The sequence below is a fragment of the Rhodococcus sp. Z13_19A genome (assembly GCF_058133575.1).
The window spans coordinates 486,023-498,422 of record NZ_JBYUNN010000002.1 but is presented as its reverse complement, the minus strand read 5'-3'; the positions used below and the strand labels follow the sequence as shown (position 1 = coordinate 498,422).

Sequence of the window (12,400 nt, the reverse complement as noted above, 5' to 3'; positions counted from 1 at the left end):
CGTGGCAGCCAGGATAGGGGGCTAGCCTGCCCGACCTACGGTGAAGTCCGCGTCTGCCCTGCCCAGGAGGTGGCGCTGACGCTGGCGCCGATCGCGCGTGCGGGGACCTTGGCCGACTGCAGGGTCGCGCCCACCACGGTCGGCGAGCTGCTGGCCCGCGGGGTCGGCGCGCTGCGGGGTCCGGCAGCAGGAGAAGTCACCACCATGGTGAGCGCGCCCACCGCCAGCGCGGACACCGTGGCCACGGCCAGCGGAACCGCGCCCCGGTTGCTGCGGCGCGGCGGGGGGGTGCTGCGCCGACCAGGGCTGCGCTCTCGGGTGACCTGCTGCTGGGGAACCTGGCGCTGGGGAACCTGGCGCTGGGGAACCTGGCGCTGGGCGACCTGCTGGGGACGGGTGCGCTGCTGGCTCTGCGGTATCCCGCACAGCAGGCTCTGCAGCCCGGCCGGCACCGCCAGCGGGGCGGCGGAGCGCACCGCTGAGCGCGCACGCTGCTGGCCGTCCACCTCGGCCGCGCACTCCGGGCACGTGCCCAGGTGGGCAGCGGCACGCTGGTGAGCGGTCATGGTCAGCTCGCCGTCGACGTAGGCCACGACGGCCTCGGAGGCGAGGTGCTCGGTCGAGGATCGGCCGGCGGAGGCCCATGCGCTGCGCAAGCGGCTCGCGCCGCGAGAGCCGGGGGCGTCCTGGCTCATCCGCAACCTCCTCAGTGCTGTCTCTCGCTGCTTCTCTGGTCGTGCTCGGTGCTCTCACGACCCCGTGCCCGGGCCGAGCGGAGCCACGCTCAACCGGCGGCTGCCGAGTACGCGCCCATCCTGCCCTTGCGCTCCAGGGCGGCCCGCAGCGCTTGCCGGCCCCGGTGGATCCGGCTGCGCACCGTCCCCATCTTCACCCCCAGCGTTGCCCCAATCTCCTCGTATGACAACCCTTCGATGTCACAGAGCACCACGGCGGCCCGGAACTCGGGCGGGAGGGCGTCCAGCGCCTCCTGCAGGTCGGAGTCGAAGTGGGCGGAGGCGAACGCCTGCTCGGGGCTGGGCTCGTCGCCGGGAACCCGGTCGTAGTCCTCCGGGAGGGCCTCCATGCGCACGCGGTTGCGGCGGCGGACCATGTCCAGGAAGAGGTTGGTGGTGATGCGGTGCAGCCAGCCCTCGAACGTGCCCGGCTGGAAGCTGGACAGCGAGCGGAACACCCGGATGAAGGTCTCCTGGGTGAGGTCCTCCGCATCGTGCTGGTTGCCCGAGAGCCGGTAGGCCAGCCGGTAAACCCGGTCGGCGTGGTCGCGCACCACCTCGTCCCAGGTGGGCAGGACCCACTCGGTGTCCTCGGGGCTGAAGCCGGCAACGTGGGCGGTCGCAGCCGGCGAGCTGTCAGTGGACGGGAGGTCCTGGCGGCGTTCGCTGGCGGGTGTCATGTGGTGGTGGCTGCCTCCGGTCAGTGCCTGGGGCCGTGTCGTGGACACCAGGCGTTCTGTTCAACACACATGAGGTTCGCGCTGTTCCGCTCGACCGGTTCGCCTCATGCCTGCGTCGAAGCCTCGAGCATTCCCGCTCCGGGTGAGACGACGATGAGAACCACCTGTGCGACACCTGAGAGTGGCGATGACAGCGCGCCTACACCTCTTGACCGCACCGTGACGATAACCTCGCTAGGTGACTTCTAGCGTGCCACCGAACCCAGCCGAGCGCACCTTTGCCCACGTGGAGAGCTCCGTCGTGGAGGACGAGGTGCTGCACTCGGCCCGGGAGCGCGCCGAGGACCTTGGCGCCAAGCCCGTGACAGCCTCGGCAGGCGCCACCTTGTCCTTCCTCGCCAGCGTCATGGCGGCCCGCACCGTGGTGGAGGTCGGCACCGGAACCGGGGTCAGCGGGCTGTGGCTGCTGCGCGGCATGCGCCCCGACGGCGTGCTCACCACCATCGACATCGAGCCGGAGCACCAGCGCGCCGCGCGCCGGGCGTTCAGCGACGCCGGCTTGCCCTCGCACCGCTTCCGGCTGATCAACGGTCGCGCGCTCGAGGTGCTGCCGCGCCTCACCGACGGCGGCTACGACCTGGTGTTCGTGGACGCCGCTCCGGCCGACCACCCGCGCTACCTGGCCGAGGCGACCCGCCTGCTCCGTCCGGGCGGCGTGGTGGTGCTGCACGGCTCGCTGGCCGGGGGCCGCATCGCCGACCCGGCCCAGCGTGACCCGGCCACCGTGGCCCTGCGCGAGACAGAGCGCCTGATCGCCGAGGACGACCGCTTCGTCTCGGTCCTGCTGCCCGTGGGCGAGGGCCTGCAGGCCGCGATGCTCACCAGCTAGCCGGCTCCACCCCGCTTCCGACCACGGCTGAGCGCACCCACGGGGCGCGCTCAGCCGTCGTCGTTCAGCCGTGGTCGTTCAGCCGTGGTCGACGCGCAAGCCCTTGCCCACCACCACGATGCCGCCGGGGCTGACGGTGTAGCGCTGCCTGTCGTGCTCGTGGTCCACCCCGATGATCACGCCCGGGTCGACCACCACGTTCTTGTCCAGGATCGCGTTGCGCACCACCGCGCCCCGGCCGATCCGCACGCCGGGCATCAGCACGCTGCCGTCCACGCTGGCGCCCTCGCTGACCACCACGTCCGAGCTGAGCACCGAGTTGCGCACGGTCGCACCGGAGATGATGCTGCCGGCACCCACGATGGACTCCTGGGCCAGGCCACCGTGCACGAACTTGGCGGGGGGCCGCATGTCCGTGGCCGAGCGGATCGGCCAGCGCTGGTTGTAGAGGTTGAACACCGGGTGCACCGACACCAGGTCCATGTGCGCGTCGTAGAAGGCGTCCACCGTCCCCACGTCGCGCCAGTAGCCGCGGTCGCGCTCGGTGGCGCCGGGAACCACGTTGTCGGCGAAGTCGTAGACGTGGGCGAGGCCCGCCTCCACCAGGGCCGGGATGATGTCCCCGCCCATGTCGTGGTCGGAGCCGTCCTGGCCGGCGTCGGCGTGGATGGCCTTGAGCAGCACCTCGGTGGAGAACACGTAGTTGCCCATGGAGGCGAAGGTGACGTCCGGGTCGTCGGCGGTCCCCGGCGGGTCCACCGGCTTCTCCAGGAAGCGGGTGATCTTGCCGTCGGCGTCGGCGTCGATGCAGCCGAAGGCGTGGGCCTCGCTGCGCGGCACCCTGATGCCCGCCACGGTGACGCCGGCGCCGGACTCGATGTGGCGCGCCACCATCTGCTCGGGATCCATCCGGTAGACGTGGTCGGCGCCGAACACCACCACGTGCTCCGGGCGCTCGTCGTCCACCAGGTTCCAGGACTGGTAGATGGCGTCGGCGCTGCCGGTGTACCAGCGCGGCCCGAGGCGCTGCTGGGCAGGGACCGGGGCGATGTACTCACCGGTGAGACCGGACAGCCGCCAGGTCTGGGCGATGTGCCGGTCCAACGAGTGCGACTTGTACTGCGTGAGCACGCAGATCCGGGTGTAGCCGGCGTTCACCATGTTGGAGAGCACGAAGTCGATCAGTCGGTAGGCACCCCCGAACGGCACCGCGGGCTTGGCCCGATCTGCAGTGAGGGGGTAGAGACGCTTGCCCTCACCACCCGCAAGGACGATCCCGAGCACGTTCGGCTGACTACGCACAGCGCAAATCTAGCCGTTCCGCCCGCTTCGAGCCACACGGCGTCCACCCACGGTGCGGCGTGGCGTCTCGGCGGCGAGACGATACGGTTCGTGGTGTGCGAGTAGCTGTGTTGACCAAGGAGTACCCGCCCGAGGTGTACGGCGGGGCCGGCGTGCACGTCACCGAGCTGGTGACCCAGCTCCGGGCGCTGTGCGAGGTGGACGTGCACTGCATCGGGGCCCCACGCCCTGGGGCCGTCGCGCACTCCCCTGCGCCCGAGCTGGCCGGCGCCAACCCCGCCCTGGCCACCCTGTCGGCGGACCTCTCCATCGTCAACGCCGTGGCGGGAGCCGACCTGGTGCACTCCCACACCTGGTACACCGGCATGGCCGGCCACCTCTCGGCGCTCCTGCACGGGGTGCCGCACGTGCTCACCGCGCACTCCCTGGAGCCGCGCCGCCCGTGGAAGGCCGAGCAGCTCGGTGGCGGCTACCGCGTCTCCTCCTGGGTGGAGCGCACCGCCATGGAGCACGCCGACGCCGTGATCGCCGTGAGTGAGGGCATGCGCGCGGACGTGCTCGCCTGCTACCCGTCCCTGGCGCCGGAACGGGTGCACGTGGTGCGCAACGGCATCGACACCGAGGCGTACCACCCTGGCGCGGGCACCGAGGTGCTCGAGCGCCTGGGCGTGGACCCGGACCGGCCGGTGGTGGTGTTCGTCGGCCGCATCACCCGGCAGAAGGGCGTGGGCCACCTGGTGGCGGCCGCCCACCACCTGCACCCCGACGCCCAGCTGGTGCTCTGCGCCGGCGCACCGGACACCCCTGAGCTGGCCACCGAGATCGAGCAGGCCGTCACCGAGCTGTCCGCCACCCGCAGCGGGGTGTTCTGGGTGCGGGAGATGCTGCCCGCCGGCGACGTGCGCGAGCTGCTGGCAGCGGCCACGGTGTTCGTCTGTCCCTCGGTGTACGAGCCGCTGGGCATCGTGAACCTGGAGGCGATGGCCTGTGGCACCGCGGTGGTGGCCTCCGACGTGGGCGGCATCCCCGAGGTGGTCGACGACGGGCGCACCGGCCTGCTGGTGCACCACGACGCCGCCGACCCGGAGGCGTTCCGCCGCGACCTGGCCGCGGCGGTGAACGAGCTGGTCGCCGACCCCGCCCGTGCGGCCAGGATGGGTGCGGCCGGCCGCGAGCGGGCCATCGCCGAGTTCTCCTGGACGTCCATCGCCGAGCAGACCCTGGCCGTGTACCGGACTGTGCTGCAGCAGCCCCTAGCTCCCAACCCCTAGCCGTGCTGCGGGGCGGCGCTGCCCACCCGCACCAGCGGCTGGTACACGGAGACCACGGTGGACGCGGTGACGGTCAGCGGGTCCTCCAGCCCCGCCACCCGCTCCGCCAGCTCCGCGGCGCTGGTGTGGAAGGCCGACGGCCCCATGCCCACCAGGTCCTGCACGTCCTGGTGGCGCAGCGTCATCGTGAACTCGAGCATGGTGTGCCGGCGCCGGGCGAAGTAGCCCTGCATCGCCTGCTCCAGCCGCTCCGGCTTGCGCTCGTCCACGTGCAGCAGCCCCAGCGGACCCACCAGCTCGGCCAGGTGGTTCGGGGTGGGGGTGACCACCACCAGCGACCCGTCGTCGGTGAGCGCGCGGTGCAGCTCGCCGGCGCTGCGCGGGGCGAACACCGTCAGCGCCACCGACACCGCGGCGTCGGCCACGGGCAGCTGGCGCCAGGCGTCGGCCAGCACCGAGCCGGCCCGCGGGTGCGCCCGAGCCGCCACCTTCGCGGCCGCCTTGGAGGCGTCCACCGCCACCCCGCAGGCCGCCGGCGCCTGCTCCAGCGCCGCGGCCAGGTAGTGCCCGGTGCCCGCCCCGACGTCGAGCACGCAGCCACCGGGGTGGCGCTGCTGCACCCGTGCCACCTCGCCGGCCACGGCGTCCATGATCGGCTGGTAGTGCCCGGCGTCGAGGAAGCGAGCGCGGGCGGCGACCATCGCGGCGCTGTCGCCGGTGGCGGCCTGGCCCCCACCGGTCAGCAGGGCCACGTAGCCCTGGCGGGCGAGGTCGAAGCTGTGCCCGGCCGGGCAGCGCAGCGCCGGCCCCACCTGCTCCAGGGATTGCGTGCAGTGCGGACAGGCGAGCACGGCAACGACGTCAGGGAGCACCGGCCCAGTCTCTCACCGGCCGTGGCCGCACCAGTCGGGCCGCCGCCCCCACGCACGCCAGCGCCAAAACCAGGAAGCCGAGCACCACCACCGTCAGCGCGGTCCAGCCGTGGTCGGTGAAGGGCACCCCCACCGCCCAGCCGCCGACGCTCGAGCCCGCGTAGTAGGCGCACAGGTACAGCCCCGACGCCTGGGCCCGGGCCCGCCCCTGCGCCCGGGCGGCCACCCAGCCGCTGGCGGTGGCGTGCGCGGCGAAGAACCCGCCGGTCATCAGCACCAGCCCCACCAGCACCGCGGGCAGCGCCGCCACCAGCATGAGGAGCACGCCCAGCAGGGTCACCACGATCCACCCCGCCAGCACCGCGGGGCGGCCCAGGCGCACGGTCATCCGCCCGGCCAGCGGGGCGGTGAGCGAGCCGACGGCGTAGGCCAGGAACAGCAGCGCCACCAGGGCCGGCGCCACGTCGAAGGGCTCGTCGGTGAGCCGGAAGCCGAGGTAGTTGTAGACCCCGACGAAGGTGCCCATGAGCAGGGCGGCGACGGCGTACATCCAGCGCAGCGCGGGGTCGGCGAGCGCGGCCCCCACCCCGCCGAGCAGCGGCCGCAGCCGCAACGGCTGCGGCCGGAAGCGCCGCGAGGCGGGCAGCAGCACCACGATGGCCACCGTGCAGACCACCGCGACCGCGGCGTTGGCCGCCAGCCCCACCCGCCAGGTGCTCACGTCCGCGACCAGTCCGGACACCAGGCGCCCCGTCATGCCGCCGATGCTGTTGCCCGCGATGTAGAGGCCCATCGCCCCGCCCAGCGCCCTGGCGGACATCTCCTCGCCCAGGTAGGCCATCGCCGTGGCCGGCAGCCCGGCGAGCGCCACGCCCTGCACGGCTCGCATGCCCAGCAGCGTGCCGAAGCTGGGGGCCAGCGGCAGCAGCACGCCGACCACCGCGGCCACCCCCAGCGCCAGCAGCATGGTGCGGCGCCGGCCCACCGCCTCCGACAGCGTGGCCAGCGGCAGCACCGCCAGCGCCAGGGCGCCGGTGGCGACGGAGACGCTGAGGCTGGCCTGGGTGGGCGAGAGCGCGAGGTCCGCGCCGAGCTGGGGCAGCACGGCCTGGGTGTCGTAGAGCAGGCCGAAGGTGGCCACGCCCGCCAGGAAGAGGGCCAGGGAGATGCGCCGGTAGTCGCCGGTGCCCGCCTCGACGGGGTCCGGGAGGTCGGTCCCGCGGCCCAGCGTCGACGTCATGCCTGCACGGTAGGAGCCCCCAACTCGTTAGTCCACCTCAGCACCTTGGGGGCAGGGCAGAAAACAGCGCTCCGGGGTGTCGGAACCTGGCCGTCCGGGACGACTATCAGGGCATGGGTGGCGGCACAGGTGCGTCGACGGCAGCGGGCACGGCCCTGCTGGCGCTCTACGACGAGGCGCTGCCCCACGTCTACGGCTACCTGGTGTCGCGCTGCGGGCAGCGGGGCCTGGCCGAGGACCTCACCTCGGAGACGTTCCTCGCCGCGGTGGAGGCCACCCGCAAGCCTTCCGGTGCGCCGGCCCCGCTGACGCAGGCGTGGCTGATCGGCGTGGCCCGGCACAAGCTCGCCGACCACTGGCGCAGGCAGCAGCGCCTGCGCGAGCACCAGCAGAGCACCACGGTGGACCTGGCCGAGGACCTGACCGACGACCCCTGGGACGCCCAGCTGGACCGCCTGCTCGCCCCGCAGACCCTGCGGGGGCTGAGCCCCGCGCACCAGGCTGCGCTCACTCTCCGCTACGTGGACGACCTCCCCGTGCAGCAGTGCGCCGCCGTCCTCGACCGCACCGTGCACGCCACCGAGGCGCTGCTGGTCCGTGCCCGCCGGGCCTTTCGCGCTGCCTATCCCGCCGCTGCCACCGGAGAGGAGGGACCCCGTGCCTGACCCACGCCGCCCGGACCGCAGCAGCGGAGCCGACCCGTTCGACGCCCTGGCCACCCCGATCGACGCGCTGTCCCCCGACCCGGACTTCGCCACCGCGCTGCGCGACCGCGTCGCCGCTGCCCTCGCCCGCCCGCAAGGAGCCACCATGTCCGACTCGTCCGATCTCGACCTGTCCCCCGACCCCCGCGTGGAGGAGATGCTGGAGCCGTCGCTGGACCGGCGCGCCGAGGGCTTTCCCCGCCCCGGTGCGCTGCCGTACCTCACCGTGAGCGGCGCCCAGCAGGCCATCGACTTCTACGTCGAGGCGTTCGGTGCCCGACTGGTCGGCGAGCCCATCCGCATGCCCGACGGCCGCATCGGCCACAGCGAGCTGGCCATGGGCGGCGGCGTCGTCTACCTGGCCGAGGAGTACCCGGAGCTGGGCCTGCGCGCTCCGCAGGCCGGTGCGACGTCGGTGAGCCTGATGCTCCCGGTGGCCGACGCCGACGCGGCCCTGGCCCGCGCCCTGCGGGCCGGCGCCACGCTCGAGCGCCCGCCCAGCGACAACCACGGCCGGCGCGGCGCCGTGCTGGTGGACCCGTTCGGCCACCGGTGGATGCTCAGCGCCCCGGTCCCCACCCGTCGCTCCCCCACCGAGCCGGTGCACCAGGGCGACATCGTCGCCGCCACCTGGCGCACGCCCGACGCCGAGCGGGCGGAGCGGTTCTACCGCGCCGTCCTGGGCTGGAGCTTCTCCGCCACCGCCCCGCGGGTGCGCAACGTGACCCGAGCGCACGAGGTGGAGGGCGGCCACGACACCAGCACCCTGTACTGCTGCTTCGCCGTGGACGACGTGCAGGTCGCCGTGCGCACGGTCCGTGCCGCCGGCGGCACGGCCGAGGCCCCCGAGCACACCCCGGGTGGGCTGGTGGCCCGGTGCACCGACGTGCAGGGCACCCCGTTCGCCGTGCAGGAGCAGTCCTCGCGCGAGGATCGCCCACCGTTGACCGGCACCGTCACCGGAGACCTCTGCTACGTCACCTTCCGGCCACGCGGGAGCTCCGCGCCGGTGCGGGACTTCTACCGCAGGGTGCTCGGCTGGACGCTCGTCCCTGGTCAGGCGCCGGACGGCTGGGAACCGGTGGGCGTGCACCCCATGGCCGGGATGGCAGGCGGCGGGGACGGCACCACGGTGCCCATGTGGAAGGCCGTGGACGTGCCGGCCGCGGTGGACCGGGTGCGCGCCGCCGGAGGAACGGTGGTCGCCGGCCCCGAGCGCCAGCCCTACGGCGTCACCGCGGAGTGCCTGGACGACCAGGGTGGGCGGTTCTACCTGGGCGACGTCTGAAGCAGCCGCGGGCGACTGGCGGTCGGCGCCATGGCCCGCACCAGCTCCACCAGGGTGCGCGCGGCGAAGCCAGTGGCCACCGGTGCCACCTCGTCGTAACCCTGCTCCGCGCGCGCCGGGCCGGCGATGTCCAGGTGCGCCCACGGCAGCCCGCCGGTGAACTCTCGCAGGAACAGCGCCGCGGTGATGCCACCCGGCCCAGGCGGACCCTGTCGCAGGTCGGCGATGTCGCTCACCACCGCCTCGGCGTGGTCGGCCAGCAGCGGCATCCGCCACCACTGCTCCCCCACCCGGGCGCCGGCCGTGCTGATCTGCTGGGCCAGCTCGTCGGTGGTGGCGAACAGCCCGCCGGTGCGCAGCCCGAGCGCCACCTTCATGGCGCCGGTGAGCGTGGCAACGTCCACCATCGCGTCGGGGCTGAGCGTGTCCACGGCGTAGGCCAGCGCATCGGCCAGCACCATGCGGCCCTCCGCATCGGTGTTGCTCACCTCGGTGGTGCGCCCGCCGTAGTGGGTGACCACGTCGCCAGGACGGTAGGCCGAGCCCGAGACGTGGTTCTCCGCGCAGGGCACCAGCCCACTCACCCGGATGGGCAGCTCCAGCTCGGCCACTGCGCGCAGGGCCGCGATCACCGCAGCGCCACCGGACATGTCCGTCTTCATCAGGTGCATGCCCTCGGCGGGCTTGATGGAGATGCCACCGGTGTCGAAGGTGATGCCCTTGCCCACCAGCACCACGTGGGTGGTGGCACCAGCCGGCTGCCAGCTCAGCTCCAGCAGCCGCGGCGGGCGCGAGGACCCACCACCGACGGCGAGCACTCCACCGAAGCCGTTGTCGGCCAACCACTGCTCGTCGCGGACGATGGCCTGCAACCCGCTCACCTCGGTGCACGCCCGCTCCGCGGTCTCCGCCAGCCACTGCGGGCTCTTCACGTCCGAGGGCATCCCGGCCAGGTCGCGGGCCAGGGCAGTGGCCCGGCCCAGCACCGAGCCCAGGCGCACGGCGTCGCGCAGCTCGTAGGTGGCGGTGGTGATGAGGGCGACCGAGCCCAGCCGCGGCCCCTGGTCGCTGCCGGTGACGCGCAGCTGGTGGCTGCCGAGCACCAGGCCGGTGACCAGCGCGCTCACCTGCTGCGGGTCGACGGTGGGGGGAAGCCACAGCTGCAGCGCCGCGCCGTGCCCGGCGCTGCCGGTGCGGGCGAGGCGGTCGTCGACCGCCCGCACCAGCCGGGCCCCCGCCGTGCGCCAGGCCCGCTCGTCGGCGTCGCCGGTGCCGAGCAGCCAGAAGTGGTCGGTGTCGGCTCCGGGCAGGGCCACCACCTGGGTGGCGCCGGCGTCGGCGGTGAAGCCCAGCTGCGCCAGCACCGTCGAGTCCTGCCGCGGCAGGTCGCCACCCTCGCCCACCACGACCGTGCCCGCGTCGCCGGGAGTGCAGGTGACCACCTGGGGCACCCCGTCCTCGGCGGCGCCGACCAGCTCCACCTGGACCAGGTCGGTGGGCACACGGGGATGGACGCTGGGAGGCACTGCTGCACGACCTTTCACCGGAGAACATGCACCGGACGACGCGGGACCCCACGGCCGTGCTCGACCGGGGGCCCCGTACGCGTGGCGAGCCGCTTGGCCCGTCAGGATCTAGCTGGTCACGCCCTTGAGCTCGTCACCGAGGGCTGAGGCCTCGTCGGGCGTCAGCTCGACGACCAGTCGGCCGCCGCCCTCGAGCGGAACGCGCATCACGATGCCCCGCCCCTCCTTGGTCGCCTCGAGGGGTCCGTCTCCGGTCCTGGGCTTCATGGCCGCCATCGTGTGCCCTCCGCATCGTTGCTGGCCTGCTGTGTACCGGCCGCCGCTGTCCTACCGTCCCATTGTCCCCTATTGGTGCGCTGGTGGGTAACTGAGGCCGCACGGCGCGGCGCGGCGCGGCGTGTGCACCACACCGCCCAGGAGCAGCCGGACCGGGCCCGGTCGCCCGGGTCAGGCGTCCCGGGGCTGCCAGCGGGGGTCGGCGAGCCAGCAGCCGGGGTGGTGGTCGTTGACCATGCCCACCGCCTGCATGAGGCTGTGCGCGGTGGTCGGTCCGACGAAGCGGAAGCCGCGCCGCTTGAGCTCCTTGGCCATGGCCACCGACTCCGGCGAGGTGGCCCGTGGGGTCCAGGTGGTCGGGTCCCAGGACTGGTCCGCACCTGTCGGCGCCGGCGCGAACGACCACAGCAGCGCGTCCAGGTCGTCCACGTCCAGCACCGCCCTGGCGTTGCTCACGGTGGCCTCGATCTTGGCCCGGTTGCGCACGATGGACGCGTCGGCCAGCAGCCGCTGCACGTCGGCGTCGCCGAAGCCGGCCACCCGCTCCGGGTCGAACCCGGCGAACGCCCGCCGGAAGTCCTCCCGCTTGCGCAGCACCGTGATCCAGGACAGTCCGGCCTGGAACGCCTCCAGGCACAGCCGCTCGTAGAGCGCGTCGCGGCCGTGCACCACCCGGCCCCACTCCTCGTCGTGGTAGCGGCGGTAGATCTCCGGCGCCTGCCCCCACGAGCAGCGCCGCACCCCGCCCTCGCCCTGCACCGACCCGGCGGGCAGCACCAGCGGATGCTCGCTCACCCTGAGCCCGCCTCCCCTGGGCCCGTCTCTCCTGGGCCCTCGCAGCGCCGGGCCAGCCGCCGCAGCGACAACCGCACCCCGGCGGCGAAGGGCGCGCGGACCAGCGGCCACCCCAGCATGCCGAGCACCCCGAGGGGCAGGTCGAGCTCCTCGCGCCACACCACGGTGCACTCGTGGGCACTGCGGGGCACCACGGCGAACACGCCGGCTCCGCGGACCACCCGGCCGGTGTGGTCGACCACGCAGCGTCGCGGCGGGTCCCACTCGGTGATCACCATGGTGTCCAGGAAACCCAGCGGCCCCGCACCGCTGAAGGCCGCGAGCTGCGAGCCCACGCCGCGCCCGTCACCAGCGCTCACCCGTACCCGGGTGCCCAGCATCCACTCGTGCTGGCTCGGCCAGTCCACCAGCGCGTCCCACACCTTCTGCGCCGGGGCGGCCACGTCCTGGTGCAGCTGCAGGGCGGTCCGCGTGCTCACTCGCGCTCCGCCGCAGCGTCGCGGCTGCCGCCCTCGCGCCGGTCGCCGGCACCGCTGGGGCGGACCTGCGCGAGCTCGGCGCGCAGCTGGTCGACCTCGCCCGCGAGCCGGGCCAGCGCCCAGTCCACCTCGGCGGCCTTGTACCCGCGCAGCACCTGCTGGAACCGCAGCGCCCGCACGTCGTCGCCGCGGACGTCGTGCTCGGGCAGCTCGGTGACGGTGCGCCCCGGCGGCAGCGGCGCCAGCTCCTCACCGCGGCCGAACACCGTCGCGGCCACCCAGAAGAGCACCCCGGCGACGACCACCATGACCAGCAGGTAGATCAGCGCGGTACCCATGCTCCG

General features: G+C 73.8%; 14 protein-coding genes. 4 read left to right on the top strand and 10 right to left on the bottom strand.

All coding sequences use genetic code 11. The annotated features are described in order from the left end of the window. Positions 1 to 35: 35 nt before the first annotated feature. Positions 36 to 695, bottom strand: coding sequence for an anti-sigma factor family protein (locus tag AC3YNX_RS09020; RefSeq protein WP_489995260.1), 660 nt, complete (start codon positions 693 to 695; stop codon positions 36 to 38). Positions 696 to 784: 89 nt separating this feature from the next. Next, positions 785 to 1,414 (bottom strand): RNA polymerase sigma factor SigE, encoded by a 630-nt coding sequence (gene sigE / locus AC3YNX_RS09015; RefSeq protein ID WP_127782276.1) that lies wholly within the window; start codon positions 1,412 to 1,414, stop codon positions 785 to 787. A gap of 238 nt (positions 1,415 to 1,652) precedes the next feature. Between sigE and AC3YNX_RS09010 the strand changes: the two genes are divergently transcribed. Next, positions 1,653 to 2,303, top strand: coding sequence for an O-methyltransferase (locus tag AC3YNX_RS09010; protein ID WP_489995259.1), 651 nt, complete (start codon positions 1,653 to 1,655; stop codon positions 2,301 to 2,303). A gap of 78 nt (positions 2,304 to 2,381) precedes the next feature. Here AC3YNX_RS09010 and glgC read toward each other — a convergent pair whose 3' ends face one another. Continuing rightward, entirely contained in the window at positions 2,382 to 3,605 is a 1,224-nt protein-coding gene (glgC, locus tag AC3YNX_RS09005) for a glucose-1-phosphate adenylyltransferase (protein ID WP_127782275.1), read from the bottom strand. Positions 3,606 to 3,700: 95 nt separating this feature from the next. On the opposite strand from glgC, the gene glgA reads away from it, so the two are divergent. After that, complete coding sequence (gene glgA, locus AC3YNX_RS09000; protein WP_489995258.1) at positions 3,701 to 4,876, top strand: glycogen synthase; 1,176 nt, start codon at positions 3,701 to 3,703, stop codon at positions 4,874 to 4,876. Here the strand turns inward: glgA and AC3YNX_RS08995 are convergent. Further along, positions 4,873 to 5,748, bottom strand: coding sequence for a putative RNA methyltransferase (locus AC3YNX_RS08995; RefSeq protein WP_489995257.1), 876 nt, complete (start codon positions 5,746 to 5,748; stop codon positions 4,873 to 4,875). The genes glgA and AC3YNX_RS08995 overlap by 4 nt on opposite strands. After that, complete coding sequence (locus AC3YNX_RS08990; RefSeq protein WP_127782273.1) at positions 5,738 to 6,988, bottom strand: MFS transporter; 1,251 nt, start codon at positions 6,986 to 6,988, stop codon at positions 5,738 to 5,740. The genes AC3YNX_RS08995 and AC3YNX_RS08990 overlap by 11 nt, the downstream gene beginning before the upstream one ends. Positions 6,989 to 7,101: 113 nt before the next feature. On the opposite strand from AC3YNX_RS08990, the gene AC3YNX_RS08985 reads away from it, so the two are divergent. Continuing rightward, complete coding sequence (locus AC3YNX_RS08985) at positions 7,102 to 7,653, top strand: RNA polymerase sigma factor (protein ID WP_489995256.1); 552 nt, start codon at positions 7,102 to 7,104, stop codon at positions 7,651 to 7,653. Next, entirely contained in the window at positions 7,646 to 8,980 is a 1,335-nt protein-coding gene (locus AC3YNX_RS08980) for a VOC family protein (protein ID WP_489995255.1), read from the top strand. Before AC3YNX_RS08985 ends, AC3YNX_RS08980 begins: the two co-directional genes overlap by 8 nt. On the opposite strand, the gene AC3YNX_RS08975 is transcribed toward AC3YNX_RS08980, so the two are convergent. The 5 genes from AC3YNX_RS08975 to AC3YNX_RS08955 all read right to left on the bottom strand — a co-directional run bounded on the left by AC3YNX_RS08975 (position 8,962) and on the right by AC3YNX_RS08955 (position 12,394). Then, complete coding sequence (locus tag AC3YNX_RS08975; protein ID WP_489995254.1) at positions 8,962 to 10,506, bottom strand: leucyl aminopeptidase family protein; 1,545 nt, start codon at positions 10,504 to 10,506, stop codon at positions 8,962 to 8,964. The two genes, AC3YNX_RS08980 and AC3YNX_RS08975, sit on opposite strands and share 19 nt — an antisense overlap. A 108-nt stretch (positions 10,507 to 10,614) precedes the next feature. Then, a complete protein-coding gene (locus AC3YNX_RS08970) occupies positions 10,615 to 10,782 on the bottom strand; it encodes a DUF3117 domain-containing protein (RefSeq protein WP_127782270.1) in 168 nt (55 codons plus the stop codon). Between the two features lie 171 nt (positions 10,783 to 10,953). Next, entirely contained in the window at positions 10,954 to 11,577 is a 624-nt protein-coding gene (locus AC3YNX_RS08965; protein WP_489995253.1) for a DNA-3-methyladenine glycosylase I, read from the bottom strand. Further along, on the bottom strand, positions 11,574 to 12,056 hold the full coding sequence (locus AC3YNX_RS08960) for an SRPBCC family protein (RefSeq protein WP_489995252.1): 483 nt from the start codon (positions 12,054 to 12,056) through the stop codon (positions 11,574 to 11,576). Before AC3YNX_RS08960 ends, AC3YNX_RS08965 begins: the two co-directional genes overlap by 4 nt. After that, positions 12,053 to 12,394, bottom strand: coding sequence for a DivIVA domain-containing protein (locus AC3YNX_RS08955; RefSeq protein ID WP_127782268.1), 342 nt, complete (start codon positions 12,392 to 12,394; stop codon positions 12,053 to 12,055). Before AC3YNX_RS08955 ends, AC3YNX_RS08960 begins: the two co-directional genes overlap by 4 nt. Between the last annotated feature and the right edge of the window lie 6 nt (positions 12,395 to 12,400).

Excerpts from the sequence above, each read along its gene's own strand:
- AC3YNX_RS09020 (WP_489995260.1), bottom strand. The coding sequence starts at position 695 with ATGAGCCAGGACGCCCCCGGCTCTCGCGGCGCGAGCCGCTTGCGCAGC.
- AC3YNX_RS08955 (WP_127782268.1), bottom strand. The coding sequence starts at position 12,394 with ATGGGTACCGCGCTGATCTACCTGCTGGTCATGGTGGTCGTCGCCGGG.
- AC3YNX_RS08990 (WP_127782273.1), bottom strand. The coding sequence starts at position 6,988 with ATGACGTCGACGCTGGGCCGCGGGACCGACCTCCCGGACCCCGTCGAG.
- AC3YNX_RS08970 (WP_127782270.1), bottom strand. The coding sequence starts at position 10,782 with ATGGCGGCCATGAAGCCCAGGACCGGAGACGGACCCCTCGAGGCGACC.
- AC3YNX_RS08985 (WP_489995256.1), top strand. The coding sequence starts at position 7,102 with ATGGGTGGCGGCACAGGTGCGTCGACGGCAGCGGGCACGGCCCTGCTG.
- sigE (WP_127782276.1), bottom strand. The coding sequence starts at position 1,414 with ATGACACCCGCCAGCGAACGCCGCCAGGACCTCCCGTCCACTGACAGC.